General features: G+C 45.2%; 20 protein-coding genes and 1 tRNA gene. 9 read left to right on the top strand and 12 right to left on the bottom strand.

Going from position 1 to position 23,358, the window contains the following annotated elements:
* Positions 1–54: 54 nt before the first annotated feature.
* Positions 55–128: transfer RNA gene (locus C8R30_RS03860), tRNA-Gly, on the bottom strand.
* 63 nt (positions 129–191) lie between these two features.
* On the opposite strand from C8R30_RS03860, the gene thiS reads away from it, so the two are divergent.
* The 8 genes from thiS (at position 192) to C8R30_RS03820 (ending at position 7,774) form a co-directional block, all read left to right on the top strand.
* A complete protein-coding gene (gene thiS / locus C8R30_RS03855) occupies positions 192–395 on the top strand; it encodes a sulfur carrier protein ThiS (RefSeq protein ID WP_090666201.1) in 204 nt (67 codons plus the stop codon).
* Positions 396–475: 80 nt separating this feature from the next.
* Positions 476–1,267: a thiazole synthase gene (locus C8R30_RS03850; protein ID WP_090666200.1), complete on the top strand. Its 792-nt coding sequence runs from the start codon at positions 476–478 to the stop codon at positions 1,265–1,267.
* Positions 1,268–1,313: 46 nt separating this feature from the next.
* Positions 1,314–1,985, top strand: coding sequence for a tRNA (guanosine(46)-N7)-methyltransferase TrmB (gene trmB, locus C8R30_RS03845; RefSeq protein ID WP_090666199.1), 672 nt, complete (start codon positions 1,314–1,316; stop codon positions 1,983–1,985).
* An 87-nt stretch (positions 1,986–2,072) separates the two neighbouring features.
* A complete protein-coding gene (locus tag C8R30_RS03840; RefSeq protein ID WP_090666197.1) occupies positions 2,073–2,645 on the top strand; it encodes a LemA family protein in 573 nt (190 codons plus the stop codon).
* A gap of 14 nt (positions 2,646–2,659) precedes the next feature.
* Entirely contained in the window at positions 2,660–3,589 is a 930-nt protein-coding gene (locus C8R30_RS03835) for a GIDE domain-containing protein (RefSeq protein ID WP_107789584.1), read from the top strand.
* A 145-nt stretch (positions 3,590–3,734) separates the two neighbouring features.
* Positions 3,735–4,019 (top strand): oxidative damage protection protein, encoded by a 285-nt coding sequence (locus tag C8R30_RS03830; RefSeq protein WP_090666192.1) that lies wholly within the window; start codon positions 3,735–3,737, stop codon positions 4,017–4,019.
* A 73-nt stretch (positions 4,020–4,092) separates the two neighbouring features.
* Complete coding sequence (gene ppk1 / locus C8R30_RS03825; RefSeq protein ID WP_090666190.1) at positions 4,093–6,192, top strand: polyphosphate kinase 1; 2,100 nt, start codon at positions 4,093–4,095, stop codon at positions 6,190–6,192.
* A gap of 19 nt (positions 6,193–6,211) precedes the next feature.
* Positions 6,212–7,774 (top strand): CYTH and CHAD domain-containing protein, encoded by a 1,563-nt coding sequence (locus tag C8R30_RS03820; protein WP_107789583.1) that lies wholly within the window; start codon positions 6,212–6,214, stop codon positions 7,772–7,774.
* Between the two features lie 108 nt (positions 7,775–7,882).
* Here C8R30_RS03820 and fba read toward each other — a convergent pair whose 3' ends face one another.
* The 11 genes from fba to def form a co-directional block, all read right to left on the bottom strand.
* The gene (gene fba / locus C8R30_RS03815) at positions 7,883–8,947 is read right to left on the bottom strand and encodes a class II fructose-bisphosphate aldolase (RefSeq protein ID WP_090666187.1); all 1,065 of its coding nucleotides are present in this window, start codon (positions 8,945–8,947) and stop codon (positions 7,883–7,885) included.
* 118 nt (positions 8,948–9,065) lie between these two features.
* Entirely contained in the window at positions 9,066–10,547 is a 1,482-nt protein-coding gene (gene pyk, locus C8R30_RS03810) for a pyruvate kinase (protein WP_107789582.1), read from the bottom strand.
* Positions 10,548–10,574: 27 nt separating this feature from the next.
* Positions 10,575–11,753 (bottom strand): phosphoglycerate kinase, encoded by a 1,179-nt coding sequence (locus tag C8R30_RS03805; RefSeq protein ID WP_090666182.1) that lies wholly within the window; start codon positions 11,751–11,753, stop codon positions 10,575–10,577.
* A 220-nt stretch (positions 11,754–11,973) separates the two neighbouring features.
* A complete protein-coding gene (gap, locus tag C8R30_RS03800; protein WP_090666180.1) occupies positions 11,974–12,975 on the bottom strand; it encodes a type I glyceraldehyde-3-phosphate dehydrogenase in 1,002 nt (333 codons plus the stop codon).
* Between the two features lie 68 nt (positions 12,976–13,043).
* On the bottom strand, positions 13,044–15,059 hold the full coding sequence (gene tkt / locus C8R30_RS03795) for a transketolase (protein WP_090666178.1): 2,016 nt from the start codon (positions 15,057–15,059) through the stop codon (positions 13,044–13,046).
* 153 nt (positions 15,060–15,212) lie between these two features.
* Positions 15,213–16,475 (bottom strand): sigma-54-dependent transcriptional regulator, encoded by a 1,263-nt coding sequence (locus C8R30_RS03790; protein ID WP_090666176.1) that lies wholly within the window; start codon positions 16,473–16,475, stop codon positions 15,213–15,215.
* 72 nt (positions 16,476–16,547) lie between these two features.
* On the bottom strand, positions 16,548–18,716 hold the full coding sequence (locus C8R30_RS03785) for a sensor histidine kinase (RefSeq protein WP_090666174.1): 2,169 nt from the start codon (positions 18,714–18,716) through the stop codon (positions 16,548–16,550).
* 7 nt (positions 18,717–18,723) lie between these two features.
* Entirely contained in the window at positions 18,724–19,296 is a 573-nt protein-coding gene (locus C8R30_RS03780) for a DUF4390 domain-containing protein (RefSeq protein ID WP_244887963.1), read from the bottom strand.
* Between the two features lie 34 nt (positions 19,297–19,330).
* Positions 19,331–20,608, bottom strand: coding sequence for a 16S rRNA (cytosine(967)-C(5))-methyltransferase RsmB (gene rsmB, locus C8R30_RS03775; protein WP_107789581.1), 1,278 nt, complete (start codon positions 20,606–20,608; stop codon positions 19,331–19,333).
* Positions 20,601–21,557 (bottom strand): methionyl-tRNA formyltransferase, encoded by a 957-nt coding sequence (gene fmt, locus C8R30_RS03770; RefSeq protein ID WP_090666170.1) that lies wholly within the window; start codon positions 21,555–21,557, stop codon positions 20,601–20,603. The genes rsmB and fmt overlap by 8 nt, the downstream gene beginning before the upstream one ends.
* 65 nt (positions 21,558–21,622) lie before the next feature.
* Complete coding sequence (gene def / locus C8R30_RS03765) at positions 21,623–22,123, bottom strand: peptide deformylase (protein WP_090666168.1); 501 nt, start codon at positions 22,121–22,123, stop codon at positions 21,623–21,625.
* Positions 22,124–22,255: 132 nt separating this feature from the next.
* On the opposite strand from def, the gene C8R30_RS03760 reads away from it, so the two are divergent.
* Positions 22,256–23,287: a LysM peptidoglycan-binding domain-containing protein gene (locus C8R30_RS03760; RefSeq protein WP_090666167.1), complete on the top strand. Its 1,032-nt coding sequence runs from the start codon at positions 22,256–22,258 to the stop codon at positions 23,285–23,287.
* The last annotated feature ends 71 nt before the right edge of the window (positions 23,288–23,358 follow it).

Genomic DNA, 23,358 nt, shown 5'->3' with positions numbered 1-23,358 from the left:
TAGTATCAATAAGCTATGGCCCACCATGTTTTATTTTTGTCAGAGCGCGATTAATGGAGCGGGTGAAGGGAATCGAACCCTCGTCTTAAGCTTGGGAAGCTTCTGCTCTACCATTGAGCTACACCCGCATGCTAAAATAGGCCGATAAAAAATATCGCTATAAAGTTTACCTTACGCCAAGTCTTTTTTAAATGATACAGCTCATCATTAATGGTCAGCCCCGACATTTCGACAACCTGCTTAATCTCCAGCAGCTTCTTGAACAAATGTCATTACAGAATAAGCGTCTTGCTGTGGAACGGAATGGCGAAATCGTGCCACGCAGTCAATTCACAGAACAGCCCTTGTTTGACGGTGATCGACTTGAAATTGTAGTTGCAGTAGGCGGAGGATAAGCGTTCTCGCTTACCTCAAACACTATCAACCTTATTTTAGCTTTCTCTACGGCTTACGATACTCGGTAAAAACTCTTTCCATGGATGATTTCATTATAGCTGGCAAACGTTACAGTTCCCGTCTTTTAGTCGGCACTGGTAAATATAAAGATTTCAATGAAACACGAACCGCTATTGAGGCCAGTGGCGCACAAATCATCACTGTGGCTATTCGCCGTACCAATATCGGTCAAAGTCCCAGTGAACCCAACTTGCTCGATATTTTACCTCCTACCCAATATACCCTATTACCCAATACTGCCGGTTGCTACACCGCTGATGAAGCCATTCGCACCTTAAGGCTTGCGCGAGAATTGCTTGATGGACACTCTTTGGTAAAACTCGAAGTTCTGGGAGACGCCAAAACGCTATTTCCGAATGTGGTAGAAACCATTAGAGCAGCAGAAATCCTTGTCAAAGAAAATTTTCAAGTGATGGTCTATACCTCGGACGATCCGATCGTTGCCAAGCAATTAGAAGAAATTGGTTGCGTTGCGATCATGCCGCTGGCATCATTGATCGGCTCAGGTATGGGCATTCTCAATCCATGGAATTTGCAAATCATTATCGACAATACGCAAGTTCCTGTATTAGTCGATGCTGGTGTCGGCACTGCCTCAGACGCAGCAATCGCGATGGAATTAGGTTGTGACGGCATTCTGACAAATACGGCTATCGCTTGCGCGCAAAATCCGATTTTGATGGCCCAAGCGATGCGAAAAGCAGTTGAAGCAGGGCGCGAAGCCTATCTTGCCGGTAGAATGGCAAAAAAACTTTATAGCGCAAGCCCCAGCTCACCAGCTGAAGGCATACTACCTGCACAAGCCAAGTAATTGATTATTTGCACCCATTAAAAACTCATTCTAGTTGCACGTTACTTTGACATCATCACGTTCTATTCGCAGTTTTGTGATTCGTCAGGGTCGATTCACAAAAGCACAACAGCATGCTTACGAAACATGGTTTCCTCAATATGGTATCCCCTATTCTGAGGAACCAATTGATCTCATGCAGATTTTTGGGCGTAATGCCCCCAAGATATTGGAGATCGGCTCTGGCATGGGGGAAGCCACCGCAGTCATTGCTAGACAGCACCCACAAAATGATTATCTCGCTATAGAAGTCCATACACCTGGTATCGGCAGCCTTTTAAACCAAATCAATCAGCTCGGTTTAACCAATTTACGCATTATTCAGCATGATGCCGTCGAAGTTTTGCAATCCATGTTGCCCAATGAATCGTTAGATGGTGCACATATCTTTTTCCCAGATCCCTGGCCTAAGGCACGCCATCATAAGCGTCGCTTAATTCAACCCGCTTTTATTGCGCTTTTAAGTCAGCATCTGAAAACAGGGGGGTATCTCCATATCGCGACTGATTGGCAAGACTATGCTGAACAAATCCTATCCGCGCTAACAAACGAAACATGCCTAGTCAATACGACAAATGATTACGCGGCCCGCCCAGATTATCGTCCCCTCACAAAATTTGAGCAACGTGGTTTACGGCTCGGACACCCTGTCTGGGATTTAATTTTCGTCAAAAGATAGTCTTTTTTAATCTATTCTTCTTTTTTAAATTCTTTGTAACATTGCCGTTAAGGTAAGTTAATCAAGAAAATTAAAAGGAAAACAGTCATGGATATCGTTATCTATATTTTTCTTATAGCTACCATCATTGTGTCGGTCTATAGCATATTGATTTATAACAGCCTAGTAGATCTAAAGCACAGTGTCTCGCAGGCCTGGTCCAATATCGATATTTTGCTCAAACAGCGCCATGATGAACTTCCTAAGCTGGTTGAAACCTGCAAGCAATATATGGGCTTTGAACAGGAAGCACTCAAGCAGATCATCTCAGCGCGGGCACGCGTTGCGCAGGCAAGGGAAGCAGGTGATATCGGCGCACTTGGCCTCGCCGAAAACATGCTAAGAACAGGCTTAGGTAATCTTTTCGCGGTAGTGGAGGATTATCCTGAACTCAAAGCCAGCGAAAAATTCCAGCACTTACAAGCGCGCATCACCCAATTGGAAAATAGCATCGCTGATCGCCGTGAATATTACAACGAGGCGGCGAAAATCAATAATGTACGTATTGAGCAATTTCCAGACGTCATTATTGCCAACTGGTTCAGGTTCAAGCCACGAACATTACTCGAATTCAGCGATGCCGATAAGCAGGATGTCGATATGAGAAAATTATTCAGCTAGCGTTCTGTCAAGCTGTGTACAATTTTTCTACCCAACTCGCTGTTGAAGAATTTGAGCTAGCGCTCGTAGCATCTGTCCTAGCTGCTTTGATCAGCTTCTATTTTTTCTACCGCAGTTGGAAGCGATTACGCTTCATTGAAAATACGCCCACTGCAAAACTGCGTTCAGCGCACCAGGGCTATATCGAAGTGGAGGGCAAGGGACAATGTATCGATGGTCAGCTTATTTATGCGCCCTTATCCAACCACCTCTGTATTTGGTATCACAGTAAAATCGAGCGCAAAGAAACCTTTGTTCATAAGGGCCGTACACAGTCTCGCTGGAATCTCATCTATCAAAATACCAGCCCGCATCAGTTTAAATTAACAGATGGAACCAGTAGTTGCTTTGTTGATCCTACTGGCGCAGAAATACATAGCAATGAACAATTGGTATGGTATGGCGACAACGAATGGCCCACATTGACCAAAATACTGGCAAGCCAATCTATCCTACTGAGCAGTTTTAACCGCTATCGATACAGTGAAAAACTCATCCTACCCGGACAATCGCTTTACATTATCGGTCAATTCACGACGCTCTCTGCGGTCACTCGCCAGTCAGTTCGTGATGCCATGTACCAACTGATCACCGATTGGAAACAAGATCCAGCGCAACTACTGAAGCGCTTCGATAGCAACAAAGACGGCCAAATTGATCAACTGGAATGGGAAGCCGCGCGCCAACAAGCTTTTGAACAAGCGCAAACAATCTATCATGAGCAGGCCATGGAACCGGATACCCATCTCATGATGAAGCCCACGGACAACACACGCCCTTTTATTATCTCGATCCATTCACAAGCACGTCTTATCAAAAAATATCGCTATTATACCTACGCAGCTTCAACTGCATGTTTAACGGTAATGGGCTATATGCTATGGCTCATCCATGCGTACGAATAATTCTCTATACCCATCCGCTTCCATGCGCATGAAATCGTATGCGACCCAACGGGTTGCGATACAATTACATTTAAGCTCTTGCCATCCATTTTTATAGCAATAGCATGCATGAATGTTTATACAGTTGACGTGTACAGGTAATTAAATGACCAGAATTGTAAAATGTATCAAGTTAGGACGAGAAGCCGAAGGCTTGGATTTCCCGACCTTTCCAGGAGCGCTAGGAAAACGAATTTATGAGAATGTATCCAAAGAAGCTTGGAATCAGTGGATTCAGCATCAAACAATGTTGGTTAATGAATATCGGCTCAACCTTGCCGATATTAAAGCGCGCAAATATCTAACAGCTCAAATGGAAGCTTATTTTTTTGGAGAAGGCGTAGCTCAGCCCGCGGGATATGTTCCGCCCGATAAAAAAGAGGATGAGTAAACCAACATCAGATATGCACCCTTGATCAATCGCCCTAACACTTAGTTAGTGAGACACACGAAGACAATCGAATATGCCTGACTCAGCCAATGTGACAGACTTGACGCGCTCAACTCATTTTCTTAACCGAGAATTGAGTCAGATCGAATTCAACCGGCGTGTGCTTGCTCAAGCTGAAAACAAAGATACGCCATTGTTAGAAAGGCTTCGCTTTCTCTGCATCGTCAGCAGCAATTTCGATGAATTTTTTGAAGTGCGTGTTGCGGGACTAAAAGAGCAAATAAAACTGGATACGCCAGGTTTTGGGCCGGACGGTATGCTCCCACGTCAGACTTTCAAATTGGTTGCCGAAAAAACGCATCAAATCATTTCACGCCAATATCAATTACTGAATGAAAGTATCCTGCCTGAATTAGCACTCCATGGTATCCGCTTCCTACGCAGAAGCGACTGGAATGATGCCCAGCGTGAATGGATTAAAGCTTTTTTCTTTCGAGAGCTGATGCCTATGCTCACGCCCATCGGATTGGATCCGTCCCATCCTTTCCCGCGCGTTCTGAATAAGAGCCTTAATTTTGCAGTTGAGCTGGAGGGAAAGGATGCGTTTGGCCGCAATTCCAGAATGGCCATAGTCCAGGCACCCCGCATACTGCCGCGCATCATCCGGCTCCCACAAGAAGTCAGTACCGAAGAATATGATTTCATTTTCTTATCCTCGATCCTGCATGCGCATGTAGGGGAATTGTTTGTTGGCATGCAGGCAATTGGCTGTTTCCAATTTAGGGTAACCCGCAACAGCGATTTGTTTGTAGATGAGGAAGAAATCAAAGATTTAAGAATTGCCTTACAGGGCGAATTACCTCAGCGCCATCTTGGTAACGCTGTCCGCCTTGAAGTAGCGGATAATTGCCCACCGCATATGTCTGAATTCCTTCTCGGACAATTTGGGCTTACGCAAGAGGATTTATATCAAGTCAACGGACCGGTCAACTTAGTCCGTCTTATGCAAGTCCCAGGGCAAATTGATCGCCCCGAGCTTAAATTCCCATTGTTTATTCCTGGGCTGCCCTTTTCTACGCAGAAAAAGAAAATCTCCGATATTTTCCACATGATTCGGAAGAACGATATTTTATTGCATCATCCGTTTCAGTCTTTTCAACCGGTCATACAATTTATCCAGCAGGCTTCCATTGACCCCGATGTTGTCGCCGTCAAGCAAACTGTCTACCGAACAGGCTCGGACTCGACCGTAATGGAAGCATTGATTGCAGCCGCCAGCAGAGGAAAAGAAGTGACCGTCGTCGTTGAATTGTTGGCACGCTTTGACGAAGAAGCGAATATCAATTGGGCCGGTCGCCTTGAAGAAGTTGGCGCACATGTCGTCTATGGCATTGTAGGGCACAAAACACACTCTAAAATGGCAATGGTGGTTCGACGGGAGGAAGGCAAACTTCGTCGCTATGCACACCTAAGCACAGGTAATTATCACCCAGGAACAGCCCGGCTCTATACTGATTTTGGATTGCTCACCTGTCATGAAGAAATCTGTGCGGACGTCAATGAAGTTTTCTTGCAACTGACTAGCCTAGGCAAAGCCAGCAAATTAAAGCATCTGTGGCAATCCCCTTTTAGTCTTCATAGTCAGATCTTAACTGCAATCGGAATTGAAGCGGCAAATGCCAAAGCAGGTAAACCGGCCGCTATTATTGCCAAAATGAATGCACTGCTGGAACCCAACATTATTCAGGCATTGTACTCAGCTTCGCAAGCAGGGGTCAAAATTCAATTGATCATCCGTGGCGCGTGTGCTTTACGTCCAGGTGTTCACGGTTTGTCGGATAATATAAAAGTGCGTTCCATCATTGGCCGCTTCCTAGAACACACACGAATTTTCTATTTTTGCAGCAATAATAACCATAATGTGTATTTATCCAGCGCTGACTGGATGGATCGAAATTTCTTCCGTCGAATTGAAATTTGCTTTCCTGTTTTAGATCCACGGCTAAAGAAACGTGTCATCACCGAAGGACTGAAACCCTACCTTAGAGATAACACACAAGCGTGGGAAATGAATGCGGAGGGCCATTACAAGCGTAAATCCGTGCGCCCCAGCAGACGTTTCAGCGCTCAGGAAACGTTACTCACAAAGCTTGCTGCTGCAAAACAATACTAGACTACTGAGGCCAGAATGAATGCCTAAAGAGATCGAGCTCAAACTATCCTTACCCGCTCACTGCGTAAAGCACTTGTTGCATATACCGTTGCTCGATAACTTGAGTATTTCTGCACCGCCCCGACAAAAGTTACATACAGTTTACTATGACACACCTGAGTTAACCTTAAAGAATCAGCGTTGCGCACTTCGTCTACGCCAATCTGGCAATGTATGGATACAAACTATTAAGACCGAGGGCAGTGCTGCATCAGGATTGCATGAGCGTGACGAATGGGAGGTACCCTTAGCCGGCAATCAACTCGATTTCTCGCAATTAAGCGACCCTGTTATACCGAAGTTTTTCAGTGATCCAGCCTTACGTGAACAGCTCCGTCCAATATTCAGGACCGAGTTTACTCGTCAGATACGCATACTTCAGCCCAATAAATCCGATCAAATCGAATTATGCATCGATCGCGGTAAAATTATCACCGATCATTTAAAAGAGCCTTTTGCTGAGATTGAGCTTGAGCTGAAAACGGGTAACCCTGTCGCATTGTTCAAATTTGCGCTGCTACTTGCTCAATCGTTTACATTCCCAATTAGACTGGAAAATAGGAGCAAGGCCGAACGAGGCTACAGTCTCTATACCGGACATCAGACACCACCGGTAAAGGCGCAACCCATTGTCCTCACGGCAGATATGGATCCAACAGAAGCTTTTGTCTTAATTGCTCGGAACTGCCTAGCGCATTTGACCAAAAATGAGCAGGGTACGTTAGCCGGTGACGATATCGAATACCTTCATCAAATGCGCGTTGCGCTACGTCGGCTCCGCTCAGCTTTTGATATTTTCTCCTCGGTACTCCACGATCCAGAGCCTCTTGTACACGAGCTGAAATGGCTAACCCGCCAGTTTAATCCGGCTCGCGATTGGGATGTATTCGTTATGGAACATCTCTCGTTAATACAGAAAAATTTCGCAAAACATTCCGGTATATTATCGATCAGGAAAGTTTGCGAAAAGCTGCGGCAATCGCACAATAAAACCGCATGTTACAGCATTCGCTCAAAGCGTTATTTAGAATTAATATTACAACTCAATCTATGGCTTGCCGAATTACTCCCCTACTCGATCCAATTGAGCGCGCAGCAGCGTGCCAAAACCACGTTGAAAAAATTTACCACTTCATTGCTGACCGAACGCCATGAACACATCCTTGGTGTCTGCCAGAAAATTGAGGAACTAGACGCATCTTCGCTCCATGCATTACGTATCAGTATAAAAAAACAACGTTATGCCGTTGATTTTTTACAGACACTTTACTCACCGAAAGCAGCTAAACAATATATAAAGACATTGTCTACATTACAAGATATTTTAGGCGCACTTAATGACAGCACAACTATCAACAAGCTCCTGGGAGAAATCCCTAAATCAAAAGCAAATACACTAACAATTCGTGAAGCGATAGGGATTATTCTAGGTTGGAATAAACAGCAGATACGGCAAAAGAAAACAGAATTGAAGCATGCACTGCCTGCTTTCTGTAATAGCTTACCTTTCTGGAGAACCCACAAAAAATATATCTGCATCTAACAAAATGATAAATGCAGATATCCTTATAGCAGGTAAGGCTGCTGTGCTAGATGACACTGAAATGTTCAGTTATTGGCCAGCAGCCTAGTTGCTTATTTTTGACAGTAATCAGGTAATGATGGGGTCCAATTCACCTTTTGCATAACGATTGGCCATTTCATCCAACATTATCGGCTTAATTTTGCTCGCTTGTCCTGCACTACCAAAGGCTTCGAATCGTGCTTTACAAATTTCCTTAGCCGCAGCTGTTGCATCCTTCAAGAATTTTCTTGGATCAAATTCACTCTTATTTTTTGCCAGATGGCGGCGAATTGCGCCTGTCATCGCAAGTCGTATATCCGTGTCGATATTCACTTTTCGCACACCATACTTGATACCTTGCTGGATTTCTTCCACAGGCACTCCGTAGGTTTCTTTCATTTCGCCGCCGTATTCACGGATAATTTCAAGCCACTCTTGCGGAACTGAGCTTGAACCATGCATCACTAGGTGTGTATTGGGAATACGTTTATGAATTTCTTTGATACGCTCGATCGCAAGAATATCTCCTGTTGGCTTCCGCGTAAATTTATAGGCGCCATGCGAGGTGCCAATTGCAATGGCAAGCGCATCTACACGCGTTTTTTTCACAAAATCAGCGGCTTGCTCAGGATCGGTCAGTAATTGATCGTGTGATAGCACACCTTCAGCACCATGGCCATCTTCTGCTTCGCCCATTCCTGATTCGAGCGAGCCAAGACACCCTAATTCACCTTCAACAGAAACACCGACAGCATGCGCAATTGCCACTACCTTAGCCGTGACATCGACGTTATATTCGTAAGATGAGGGTGTTTTTGCATCCTCTTCGAGAGAGCCATCCATCATGACACTCGAGAAACCACTCCGAATCGCATTAACGCAAACTGCGGGCGAAGCACCATGATCTTGGTGCATTACAATGGGAATATGAGGATAGGCTTCTACCGCGGCCGCAATTAAATGACGCAAGAAAGGTTCGCCTGCGTATTTCCGTGCACCAGCCGAGCCTTGCATGATTACCGGGCTGTCGCATTCAGCAGCGGCTTGCATAATTGCATGGATTTGTTCAAGATTATTGACATTAAATGCGGGTAGTCCATAACCATTTTCTGCTGCATGATCTAACAGCTGTCGCATTGATACAAGTGCCATTTAGGTCTCCTTAAATTTTATTTTTTGTATCTGATTTATCAAAAATGCACATATTAATAATAGCTTTTCTTTCAGTAGAAAACCCATGAATTATAGGAAAAACAATGCACAATCAAAACTAAACACTCGCCGGTACCGAACCCACTTCAACATTTTCAGGTTCATCTGGTTTTTTGTGATTCCCTACCCTAACAATTTTCATCGTGTTAGTGCCACCCGCAATGCCAACGGGCTCGCCTATTGTCATAACGATCAAATCACCATCACGCACGGCACCGCGTTTAAATAATTCGTCTTCCGCCATATTGAGGATAATCTCTGGCTCAAATACATCCTGACCAAACTCTATGGGATATACACCCCGAAACAAAGTCATTTTACCAAGTGTGTCCTCTTGTGGGCTTAAAGCGAATATAGGTACTTTCGAGCTTCTTCGTGACATCAATAATGCCGTTACCCCGCTTTGAGTAAGTGCTGCTATTGCACGAATTTTAAGTCCCCCCGCCGTATACATGGTAGCCCGGGCAATTGCCTCTTCGATACTAACCGGCTGGGTTTCGGGTGAACGTCTCAGCATCTGGTTGACCGTGTACTCTTTTTCTGCTTCAAGACATACTCTTGCCATCGCCTCAACTGACTCAACCGGGTATTGCCCAGCAGCAGACTCAGCAGATAGCATCACAGCATCGGTTCCGTCTAATACGGCGTTGGCGACATCAGACACCTCGGCACGTGTAGGAATCGGATTAATAATCATCGATTCCATCATTTGCGTTGCAGTCACGACGAGCTTATTCTTGGTACGTGCTGAACGTATCATCCGCTTCTGTAATGCCGGGACTGCCGCATCCCCCACTTCAACCGCTAAATCACCCCGCGCAACCATAATGGCATCGGACGCATCCAAGATATCGTCCAAAGCCAAAATAGCTTCTGAGCGCTCGATTTTTGCCATGATAAGACTATTCCCTCCCGCCTCTTGCATGAGGGTCCTGGCTTGTCGTATATCCTCTCCAGAGCGGGGAAAAGAAACTGCCAAATAGTCCGCTTTCAAAGCAGCTGCAGTTTTGATGTCTTGCAAGTCTTTATTTGTCAGGGCGGGTGCGCTCAACCCTCCCCCTTTGCGATTAATGCCCTTGTTATTTGATAACACCCCACCTTGTTTGACTTGACAAAATATTTCGCTCCCAACCACTTTGGTGACATTGAGTACAATCCGTCCGTCATCGAGCAGCAAAGTTGCGCCTTCTTCGACATCGTTGGGCAATTCTTTGTAATCAAGCCCTACCCGCTCCTCGTTACCCAATTCACACTCGGCATCAAGTATAAATTCGTCGCCCACTTTTAACCAGATCTTACCATGATCAAATTTACCAATACGGATTTTGGGCCCTTGCAAGTCAGCCAACACCCCTATCGTACACCCTGTCGCTCGGGCAAGGTTACGAGTAAGATCTGCGTAAGCGATATGTTCTTCTCGGGTACCATGAGAAAAATTGATTCTTACCACGTTCACTCCGGCAAGAATCATATTTCGCAAAACAGATGGGTCACTGCAAGCGGGTCCCAGTGTTGCGACGATTTTCGTTCTTCTAATCATTCCTGAAATAAACTTTCAGCCTAGCTGCTAGCGTGCGCGCATTTCCAAAATTTCAACGGCTGGCAGTTTTTTTCCTTCTAAAAATTCAAGAAAGGCTCCCCCTGCAGTCGAAATATAGGATACTTTGTCATAAATATCATATTTTTGAATAGCGGCGATCGTATCGCCTCCCCCGGCCAAAGTAAACGCTTTCGTATCAGCAATGGCTTTTGCTATGGTACGAGTACCCTCGCCAAACTGATCAAACTCAAACACGCCAACAGGCCCGTTCCAAACGACCGTACCTGCCTTCATAATAATATCAGCCAGTTCCTGAGCACTTTTTGGTCCAATATCGAAAATCATGTCGTCATCCGAAACTGCATCAGCATCTTTTAATACGGCAGGCTCATTTGCATCGAATTTCTTACCGACTACAACATCAACAGCAATCGGAATAGTTGCATTACGCTGTTTCATTTTTTCCATCAGTTGCTGCGCGGTAGGAACCAAATCATCTTCACACAAAGACTTACCTACGTTTTTGCCGGATGCCTTTAGAAAAGTGTTGGCTATTCCGCCTCCCACCACAAGCTGATCTACTTTCTCTGACAATGACTCCAACACAGTCAATTTAGTGGATACTTTTGATCCTCCCACAATCGCAACCATAGGTCGCGCGGGACTCAGCAGCGCTTTAGTCAAGGCATCCAATTCTTCTGTCAGCAGTATGCCTGCGCAGGCGACTGGAGCATATTTCGCGATTCCATGGGTCGATGCTTCGGCTCGATGTGCTGTCCCAAAAGCGTCCATTACAAATATGTCACACAATTTGGCATAGCGTTGGGCCGTAGTATCCTCATTTTTCTTCTCGCCTTTATTGATACGGCAATTTTCCAAGATGACCAGTTCACCTTGCGCGACTTCAAACCCACCATCGACCCAATCTTTGATCAACCGCACTGGCTTGCCCAAGCGATCGGCAATATTGTCGGCAACGGGCTTAAGCGAATTTTCCTCACTCCACACCCCTTCCTCAGGGCGCCCCAAATGAGAAGTCACCATGACTCTTGCGCCCCGGTCCAAACAATATTTTATAGTAGCCATTGATGCAGTAATACGCGCATCCGATGTAACCTTGCCCTCTTTGATAGGTACATTGAGATCAGCGCGAATAAAAACGCGTTTATCTTTCAAATCCAGGTCGATGAGTTTGATAACAGACACAGTCACTCCAATACAGACGCTAATTTAACGGGAATAGCTTGACAATCTCGTCTCGGTCGATTGCATGCTATCTCAAAGGAAAAAATATTACCCACAAGGCATAAAGTAAGAGCTCGTTAATTTCCAGAACAAAATCATCACCGCACTCGGTATCCGTTTCTTGATACCCTAAAAAGAGACTTTACTCCAAAAATTCCTGCTCTTACTTTAAGTTTGCAGATTATTTACTCGCAATAACGCGGGCCATCTCCAATACTTTACAAGAATAGCCCCACTCGTTATCGTACCAAGCAACGACTTTAACGAAATTTTTATCTAAGGATATGCCCGCTTCAGCGTCAAAAACAGAGGTACAGCTTTCACCGCGAAAATCCGTCGAGACTACTTTATCTGCCGTATAGCCAAGTATGCCCTTCATCGGGCCTTCCGATGCGGCTTTCATTACATTACAGATTTCTTCATAAGTAGCATCTTTATTCAATTCAACGGTAAGATCCACGACAGAAACATCGGAAGTAGGTACTCTGAACGCCATACCAGTCAACTTTTTATTCAATTCAGGAATGACCGCGCCCACTGCTTTTGCTGCACCCGTTGATGAAGGAATGATATTTTCGAGAATACCACGCCCGCCTCGCCAATCTTTATTAGAAGGGCCATCCACGGTTTTTTGAGTCGCCGTTGCTGCATGAACCGTCGTCATCAGCCCGCGTTTAATTCCCCAAGTATCGTTTAATACTTTCGCAATTGGGGCGAGACAGTTGGTGGTACAAGATGCATTGGAAACAATGGGTTGTCCACTATATGTTTTATCATTTACGCCATAGACAAACATGGGCGTATCGTCTTTAGAAGGGGCAGTCATGATGACTTTCTTGGCGCCGGCAGCCAGATGTTTTTCACATGTTTCTTTAGTCAGAAAAAGTCCTGTCGCCTCAATGACCACATCGACCCCGGCCTCATTCCACTTCAATTCTGCCGGATCTTTAATCGCGGTTAGGCGTATGCGTTTGCCGTTTACGACGAGTGTATCGCCCTCTACCGTAACGGATCCATTGAATCGCCCGTGTACTGAGTCATGCGTCAGCATGTAAGCTAGATAATCAGGCTCTAGCAAATCATTGATTGCAACTACATCGATATCATTGAATTTTTCAACTGATGCACGAAACACCATCCGCCCAATACGACCAAACCCATTGATTCCAACTTTAATTGTCATTACACAGACTCCTTAAACAAAAAAATCTTAATTAAGCATTTCCATTCTGCATGAATGGGCAGCACGATTTATATTATTCTTTTAACTGCATTCACAACATTTTCAACCGTAAACCCGAAGTATTTAAACAATTCTTCGGCGGGTGCTGATTCACCAAATGTATCAATACCGATGATCTCGCCTTCGAGTCCGACATATTTGTACCAGTAGTCTGTGACACCCGCTTCTACTGCAACACGTCGAACGCCTTTCGGTAATACACTTTCCTGATAAGCCTGATCTTGGCGATCGAACAAGCTTGTGCAAGGCATGGATACCACACGAATATGAATACCCTCATCGGATAACGCTTTCTGCGCAGCCATCGCTAAACCAACTTCTGATCCTGTTGCGATAATGACCGCTTGTGGCTTTCCATCGGCCGCTTCTGATAGGACATAACCTCCCTTATCAATCAGCTTAATCGTTGCCGCATCCCTTTTTTGGAATGGTAAATTTTGACGGCTAAAAATAAGTGATGAGGGTCCGTTCTTACGCTCGATCGCGCGGGCCCAGGCAATTGTTGATTCAACCGTATCGCAGGGACGCCACACATCCATATTGGGTATCAACCTCAATGTCGCTGTTTGTTCAACGGGTTGATGTGTCGGCCCATCTTCACCCAAACCAATTGAATCATGTGTAAATACAAAGATATTACGAATTTTCATCAACGCTGCCATGCGTAAAGCATTGCGCGCATATTCCGAAAACATCAGGAAAGTGCCACCATAAGGAATGATACCACCATGCAGCGACAATCCATTCATAATCGCGCTCATACCAAATTCGCGCACGCCGTAATAAATGTAATTCCCACCCGATTCAGAACTGACCCCTTTTGAACCCGACCACATCGTCAGATTCGATCCCGCCAAATCCGCAGATCCCCCAACTAGCTCGGGTAAGATTGGCGCGAGTCCCTCTATTGCGTTTTGAGAAGCTTTACGCGTAGCAATGGTTTCTCCCTTCGCATTCACCCGGTTAATAACACCTTCTACATGCTCTGACCAGCTTGCTGGCAATTCACCCGCCATACGACGCTTAAATTCAGCAGCCTCTGTAGGATATTTATTCTCATATTCTGCAAATTTTTGATTCCATTCGCTTTCAAGCTTCTGGCCTTTGGGGCGTGCATCCCATGCCTCGTAAACGTCTTGTGGGATCTCAAAAGGAAGATAATTCCATCCAATATGAGGACGTGTCGCAGCAATTTCTTCATCGCCCAATGCTGCGCCATGAACCGCATGAGTATTGGCTTTATTAGGCGAACCCATACCGATCACTGTTTTACAGCAAATCATTGTAGGTTTGTTGGGTACTTTTTTAGCGGCTTCGATTGCAGCTTCAATTGCATCAGGATCATGACCGTTTACATTTGGGACGACATGCCACCCGTAAGCTTCGAAACGTTTAGGCGTATCGTCGGTAAACCAACCTTCTACATGCCCATCGATCGAAATTCCATTATCATCATAAAAACAGATGAGCTTACCCAGTCCTAACGTTCCTGCCAGCGAGCACGCTTCATGCGAAATACCTTCCATCAAGCAACCATCGCCGAGGAATACATAAGTATAGTGATTGACAATATCAAAACCCGGGCGGTTAAATTCATCCGCAAGGATTTTCTCAGCCAATGCCATGCCGACTGCGTTGGTGATGCCCTGCCCCAAAGGGCCGGTTGTTGTCTCTACCCCTGGGGTATAACCGTATTCAGGGTGTCCTGGGGTTTTAGAATGTAATTGCCGAAAATTTTTGATATCTTCAATGGACAGATCGTAGCCAGTCAGATGCAATAACGCATAAATCAGCATGGAACCATGTCCATTGGATAAAACGAAGCGGTCTCGATCAACCCATTTAGGATTACTTGGATTATGGCGTAAATGATGAATCCAAAGTACCTCAGCAATTTCTGCCATACCCATGGGCATGCCAGGGTGACCAGAATTCGCTTTTTGCACTGCGTCCATAGCCAAGGCGCGAATGGCACTCGTCAAATTCTTGAATACTGGCGCGTTAAAATCCTCAAATGCTCCCATCTACACTACTCCCCAAAAAAATCAAAAAACAGAATATCCATCTTCCGCGCCTCATGACATCAAAAGTGGGCAAAAACGGCTATTATCTCCTAAGACGAAGTGCTCTACAATATCGATTCATTACAACAATCGAGAAGAGCATTCTGTATTCACTTAGCCATTCTGATTACGAAGCTTAATCCCTAAGGTTTTAATCTTGCGATAAAGGTGCGTACGCTCCAATCCGGCACGCTCTGCTACCCTTGTCATATTTCCGCCTTCTTGGTCGATAAGTTTCTCAAAATAATTTTTTTCGAATAGATCGCGTGCTTCACGCAACGATATATTCAAAGGAATATCAGGAGCGATAGAGATTGATGACGGTAACGGAGAAGCCAGCGCCTGCTGGACAACCTCCGCTGAAATCTCATTACCCGTACAAGTAAGCGCCAAGGAACGCACGACACTCGTCAGTTGCGACAAGTTTCCAGGCCAATCATAATTTCTAAGCGTATTTAATGCTGCAGTACTAAAATGAATAAAAGGGGCTTCACCCGATTCAATACAATTCGAGAGTATCTGGTTGGCTAATTCAGGAATATCTTCACGGTGCATTCTCAAAGATGGCACACTGATACAAAGACTACTCAAAATCTCATATAACCTAGGATTATAGCTGCCTTGTGCCGTTAACTCTGCTAATGGATGGGTCGTTGCGCACACGAGACGAACATTGTATTTTTCCAGCTTACTCAGAAGCAATAACAACCCTTTTTGTTCCAATTTATTGAGTTCACCTATTTCCCTTAGAAATAGCATGCCATCTTTTGCTTGCTCCAGTAAATTAAGTGGATTCTCTGCAAGAAAAGAAAAGGATTCCGGCTCAATCCAAGGTGTATTGACACGATGTAAGAAATGAGCGCAGTGCTCCATACCAACCCCCGGTTCACCCATCAACAACACAGGCGTCTTCAAACCAGCGATTTGTTCAAGTTTCTTTTTTAGCTCCATGACCAATGCCCCTCTTCCCAGACTGACCAAGGAAAAGGTCTGAACCGGCTTACTTTGCCCGCCACGCAAAGCTTGTCCTACAGTACTCAGTAATTTTTGTAAGGGTATGGGTTTTTCCAAATAACCGACAGCCCCGATGCGCGTCGCTTCAACCGCGGTATCGATGGTGCCATGACCTGACATCATGACTACTGGCATCGTCAGTAACCCGCTATTAGCCCAATCCTTCAGCAGTGTTATGCCATCCGTATCTGGCATCCAGATATCCAGCAACACTAAATCAGGGCGAGTCTGATTACGCCAATTACGCGCCTGCTCTGCGTTCTCAGCTAACACGACTCGGTATCCTTCGTCACTCAAGATTTCAGATAAGAGCTCGCGGATGCCAACCTCATCATCAACAACAAGAACCGTATTGTTGGCCATTATAGTGTGATTAACCTCCAAAACTGGAATGCAACTAAGTGCTTTACGGCAATATCATCAAGTCAACAATCGCTATGTTACTTGATAAGGACTGGATATTGTGTGATCTGATAATAATCTCGGTAATACAATCGTTACCTTGGCTCCCTGTGGCTGAATATTTTCGATTTGGATTGTACCATTATGTTCATCCACAATTTTCTTGACAATAGGTAAGCCAAGGCCTGTTCCTTTTGCTTTCGTCGTGACATAGGGCTCGAATACCTGCGCTTTGATTTGTTCAGCGAATCCTTTTCCGTTATCACTTACACTAAATTGCACACCATTGGGAAGTATTTCGGTACAAACCGTAATGATAGGATTGGGTACATCAACCAGGGCATCCTGGGCATTTTGCAACAAGTTATGGATAACTTGCCGCAATCTTGCCGGGTCGCCGCGTATCAAAGAAGGTTCTTTCGAAAGCTTGATATTAATTCTTGGGATGCAGCCTCGTTCTTGAGTGCCTGCAGTTTCGTAAAGGGCCAAAACTTCACGAATTAATCGATTAAAATCCAGTTGATAGAGTTCGAGTTCAGGTATGCGAGCGTATTCACTGAATTCGTTGACCATTTTTTTAAGCGCTTCAACCTGGTTGACAATCGTCTCTGTAGAACGTTGCAAAATTTTTGCATCTTGCCCGTTCAGTTTTTCTAGCAACTTATGCTGCATACGTTCAGCAGAAAGCTGAATAGGCGTCAAAGGATTCTTGATTTCATGCGCCAAACGACGCGCAACTTCACCCCATGCTACCGTTCGCTGAACTTGCAGTAAGCCGGTGATATCATCAAATACAACCACGCCGCCTCCTGAGACTTGTGGAAGCCGCGATCCACGAAGAAGCAACACCTGATCTTTGCTCTCGGTAAAATGCAGGACCTGACGCTGCCATTCCCCCATTTCCGCTGAATTAAATCCTCTCCGTATTTCGGTTGCGAGCATACGTAACTTCGGCTCTGTTTCCGCACATTCTTCAATGGTAAGACCAACAAGGTTAGCCATCGGAATTTGCAAAATTTGCTCTGCGCTACGATTAACCGTACTCATGCGTAATTTTTCGTCAAACACCATGACACCCGAAGAAAGATTGGCCAAAATACTTTCGAGGTAAGCACGTGCATTTTCTATTTCTTGTTGATTGCGCTGCGCCATAGCACGCGCCACTTCAAGCTGCTCCGTCATGAGATTGAACGACTCGGTGAGTATGCCAAGCTCATCATTGCTTTGTACCTGATGACGTCTACTGAAATCTCCCTGCGCTACTGCCCGGGTTCCCTCAGCCAGCATGCCTAAGGGCGCGCTTAATTTCTCGCTAATGAGAAAAGCTGCCGCGAGTGCAGAAAAAAGTGCTAAAAATAGCGCCAATGTCAGCGTAATGCTGTAAAGCCGGGTCAATCCTTGCCGGGATAAAGTCAATTCTTGGTAATTACGATAACCTGTCTGTACTATCTCGGCATTCTGTGCGAGCAATTTGGGCACTTGCTGCAAAACTTGCAGCACCCTAATATCCTCATCCAGATTCAACACATTCACGGGGACGAGCACCCGTAAATATAACCCCTTGTCTGGAATCGACTCGACAGCGCTATAGCTTTTCTGCATCCGTATATGCCGCATCGCGGCGGCGTTGGGGATTTCTGGAAATAGCGCGATATCGTCAATACTGGAAAAGGCAATTGCCTTGCCTTCCTGGTTGAACAACGTCACTTCTTGGATTTGTGACTGCACCAGCAGTTGATTCAATGCCGATAAGGGTGATGCAGAAGAATCAGATAACGTCAAAGCAGTGGCTTTAGCTTTTTTTTCGAGTTCCTCGAGCAAATTATCGAGCATGGTTTGCCCTAAATTTAACCCCCCCTCTAACGCTTGATCAACCTTCACATCAAACCATGATTCAATGCTCTTCCCTAAAAATTGAACTGAAATACCATATACCAGCACACCAGGAAGAATGGCCATCAACGAAAACACCATCAATAGTCGCAGCGCTAACCGGGAACCAAATACACGTGCTTTTAGCCGCCTGCTTAATCGCCATAATAAATACCCGACCACGCCCAGCAGGAACAAAACAAAAACCACATTGGAAACGATCAACCACCGGTAAAGGCGTTCAAGGAACTCAGTATTGGCACCTGCCGTTGCGAGTAGAAACAACATAGCAACACTGAGTGTCGTAACGATGGCGATAACGTACTTCATCAGGGATCTATTTAATTAGGCTTTGAGAAGGGACCACAGGCAATCTAATGCGCCATTCTTGCTTTTCTGAACTCAAATTCCAATCTTTTGAGCTAAACCACTCCAACTGAAAAGGCTTGGCCAATCGGGAAATATCCAGCCATATTTGCAAAGTTGCCGTATATTCCGCGTCCTGCTTGAGAGAAGGCCTCACTTCAAGTGGTATGTTATGCTGCTTGCCTAAAGCATGTAACGCATCTTGCAGTGTGTCAAAACTCTGCGACGTTATTATCCTGCCACTTAAGCGATATTGACGCGTCAGCGCGTGATAGCTCAGCCCTATGCGCAGTTTACTGCGTGCCACCTCTTCATCCAGCCAGAACCAACGGGAATCGATAATTGCAAATTTTGTAACGAAATAAAGCACAATCCCTTTTTCTAGCGCTTGCTCTAAAGTGCTATTCAGTACGATCTCAGCATCGAGGCTTGTTTGATAGCCTTCATCGACTGCATCAAGCGAAAAAGATTTGATCTCAATACTGCCTTCGCTACGTGCTTGAGACACAGACAGCATCAACACCGCCAATGTCGCAGCAATCATAAAAGAGATCAGTTTTATAAACCTTGCCATTAAATCAACGTTTACCAAACAAGGCATAAAAAAAACCATTGTAGGACGCGTTCGGTAGCAGCTGCCCCTGATCCATGGCCGGATGTGAAAGAGGAAGCACATAGGCATCGCTTTGCTTCTGTAAAAAACGTTTGATCAACTGTCCATTTTCCTCTTTAAACACAGAACAGGTTATATAAAGTAATTTTCCGCCTCTCTTCAGGAGTTGCCATAATGTTTCGAGAATTTTTTCTTGATTATCTGCAAAAGCAGTCACATCCGTCAGACGACGCAACCATTTAATGTCAGGATGACGGCTTACCACCCCGGATGCGCTGCAAGGGACATCCGCCAAAATTCGATCAAATAACTCCCCATCCCACCACTCTGCTGGATGTAACGCATTACCGCATATCACACGATCAGGTTTGTTACCCAACCGTTCAAAATTGTCTATGACCCTTGTCAGTCGCTGTACATCGCTATCCAATGCTGTCAATCTTATTTTTGCCAATTCCATTAAGTGAGCACTTTTTCCCCCTGGCGCCGCACAAGCATCCAGCACATGCATGCCATCCTGTATATCCAGAAATGGCGCAGCCAATTGCGCGCCGGCGTCTTGTACCGATACCAGTCCTTCACTAAATCCAGGCAGTCGCTCTATTGGCAACGGTTGAACAAGCTTCAACGCGCTACCCCACACCCAGCCTGCTCCAATGCCATGCTCATCGAGCATTTTTTGATAAGCTGCAACCTCGATTTTCCGAGTATTCACCCGCAAGGTCATACAAGGGTGTTGGTTGTCAGCGTTTAGAATGGCTTCATAATGTTCCGGGTATTGCTTGCGCAGTTTGTCGATCCACCATTGTGGATGGGAATATTTTCCGACATCGTCTCTTTCTGCCTCCCCCCATAATGCCGTACTTCGACGTAAAAAATTCCGCAAGATGGCATTAACCAATCCAGGGGCACCTCGTTTTTCGCTCAGCAGCCGAGCGGTGGTTACGGCATGATCTACAATGGCATAGGGGGGTGCTTTACTGTAGTGTAGCTGATATAAATTTATCAGGAGTAGATAGCGCAAATTTAAATCATGTAATGCCTTTGCGAGTAATAGATTGAGTATAGCGTCGAGTTGTCCATAGTAACGCAATGCACCATATGTTAAATCTTGAATTGCGCCGCGCTGCTGGGGCGTTAACAGTGGATTCGACCGCCATGTTTCTTGTAAGACCTCGGTAAGACTCGCACCTGAGAATACACGCCCCAATACAGTCACGGCAAGGGACTGGACTTTAACCATTCGTCAAATTCATCGTCTTCGCTGTCGAAAACACATGTCCAGGTTGCAATCTATGTCCAGCCAAAAATTCTGTGATCGGCATTTTCTTCCCTCCTGCTTGTTGCACAAGCTCCAGAATCAACGCATCTTTTCCGCAGCCCACGACGACACCCTCACTTCCCACCGCGATAACTTCCCCCACTTTGCCCGATACATTTTTTACAACGCGTGCTTGCCATATTTTCAGCAAATCACCTTGAAAGTAAGTATAGGCGCCAGGATAGGGATTAAAAGCACGAATACTTCGATCGATCTGCATGGCATCCAACTGCCAATTGACTTCCGATTCTTTTTTCTGAATCTTAGAGGCATAACATGCCAATGTTTCATCTTGCGGCATCGCAGTCAAATTACCGCGCTGCAACGACTCTAATGCTTCAACTATGCTTAGTGCCCCCAGATCTGCAAGCTTATCGTGGAGCGTTTGGGCGGTATCGTGACAATCAATAGCAAGGCTGTGCTGCAGCAAAATCGCGCCAGTATCGAGTCCCTCATCCATTTGCATAATCGTAATGCCTGTTTGCTGATCACCTGCCAACAGAGCGCGCTGTATCGGTGCAGCGCCTCGCCAGCGGGGCAATAGCGAAGCATGAATGTTCAAGCAGCCATAGCGAGTAATCCTCAGTACCCCCTGCGGCAAAATAAGCCCATACGCAGCAACTACCATCACATCAGCGTCAATTGATGCAAGCTGTGATTGAATAGTCTCCGATTTCAATGAAGCTGGTTGCAACAAAGGAAACCCGTATGCGTCCGCAGCTTTTTTGACATCGCTTACTTGGAGTTTCATCCCGCGCCCTGCCGGTCGATCCGGTTGAGTCAACACCAATACGATATGGTGCCCAGCCTCCAACAATGCGATCAGAGATTTAGCTGCGAAACTAGGCGTGCCCGCAAAAATGATTCTCATGAATAATTTCAGGTCAATACATTCTCAGGACAAAAAAACAAAATCCAAAATGACTACTATGAGGATCAAGCATTTCTCTGTCGTTTTTTTAATTTTGCTCGAATACGTGATTGTTTGAACTGCGATAAATACTCTACAAAAACTTTCCCCATCAAATGATCCATCTCATGCTGTATGCACACAGCAAACAATCCCTCAGCCTCTAACTCAAACGGACGGCCGTCAAGCCCCATCGCTCTCACCGCTATCCATTCGGATCGTTTTACTTTCTCATAGATACCAGGCAACGATAAACAGCCCTCCTCGTAATCAAACCCCCCGCGACTTGCTATGATTTCCGGGTTGATGAATACATGGAGTTGATCACGTGCACTTGTAATATCGATCACCAATACGCGTTGATGAACATCAACTTGAGTTGCAGCCAAACCAATCCCAGATGCGGCGTACATGGTCTCCGCCATATCCTGAACCAGGCCATGGATTTCATTTGTAATCTTTGGCACAGGGGCCGCTATCGTATGCAATCTTTCATCAGGGTACTGCAGTATTTTCAGAATTGCCATGACAAACTAACGTAATTCCATTCAACAAATTCTATCGTTAGACCTTAAGATTAAAAAATCGATTAATCCAAGTTTAAAATAATGTATTCAACAAAGGTCCTGCCATATACCATATATATTGGCAATCAAATTATGCGTATTCTAATTATTATAGCCTCGATTTTACTTATCAACTCATTTTCTCATGGTACTATCCAAGCAGCAGAAATTGAGCTACACCCCCATGCACCCGCCCGCTACGTCGTTGTTCAAGGTGATACGCTCTGGAGTATCGCTTCACGTTTCTTAAAAGATCCCTGGCGATGGCCAGAAATCTGGGACAAGAATCGCGGCAAAATTAACAATCCGCATGCGATTTACCCCGGCGACATCATTGTGCTTGAAAAAACGATCCACGGCAGCCAATTAACACTTGCTCATGAAAAAGCAACGGTGAAGCTATCTCCCAAGATGCGTATCGAAAAACTGGATACGCGCCCCATCCCCAACATCCCTATCAACAAAATCAGACCCTTCTTGAGTCAACCCATGGTTGTCGAGAAAAACGCACTCAATAAAGCGCCACTTATACTGGGTTCGAGCGATAATCGGGTAATACTCAGCACTGGCGATACGATTTATATTCGTGATTTACCCAGTGACCAAGGCAATGCCTGGCAAATTTTCCGCACAGGCAAGGCGTTGATGGATCCTGATGACAACAACCGGATTTTAGGGTACGAGGCAGTTTATTTGGGAGATGCGCAAGTACTGAATTTTGCCGAAATCAGTGCAGTAAAAATAACCCATTCCGTTCATGAAATATTGGTTGGCGATCGTTTGGTTCCCGCAGTCATGGATAAATTTGGAGATTATGTTCCGCATGCACCGGAATTTGATATTAAAGGGCGTATTATTTCGGTATATGGCGGTGTGACCGAAATCGGTGAAAATGCGATCGTTACACTGAATAAAGGTATTGAACATGGTCTGAAAGAAGGCCATGTACTCGCTGTTTTCCGCAAAAGTGAAGTAAAATCGCCTACAGGAAAAGTTGTCGCATTACCCGAGGAACGCATCGGCCTAGTATTGGTCTTTCGTGTATTCGATAAAGTATCTTATGCGTTAGTCACCCAGAGCATGAAAGCGATCAAAGTGTTAGATGCGATACAGACACCCGATTAAATTTATAAAAAACCTGGAATGATTCAGGTCAAAATGATGATGAGCACTGTTTCAGGTTTTATTCACATAAA

Source organism: Nitrosomonas nitrosa (assembly GCF_003051105.1).
GTDB classification, from domain to species: Bacteria; Pseudomonadota; Gammaproteobacteria; order Burkholderiales; family Nitrosomonadaceae; genus Nitrosomonas; species Nitrosomonas nitrosa.
This window is presented reverse-complemented; position numbering and strand designations above follow the sequence as displayed.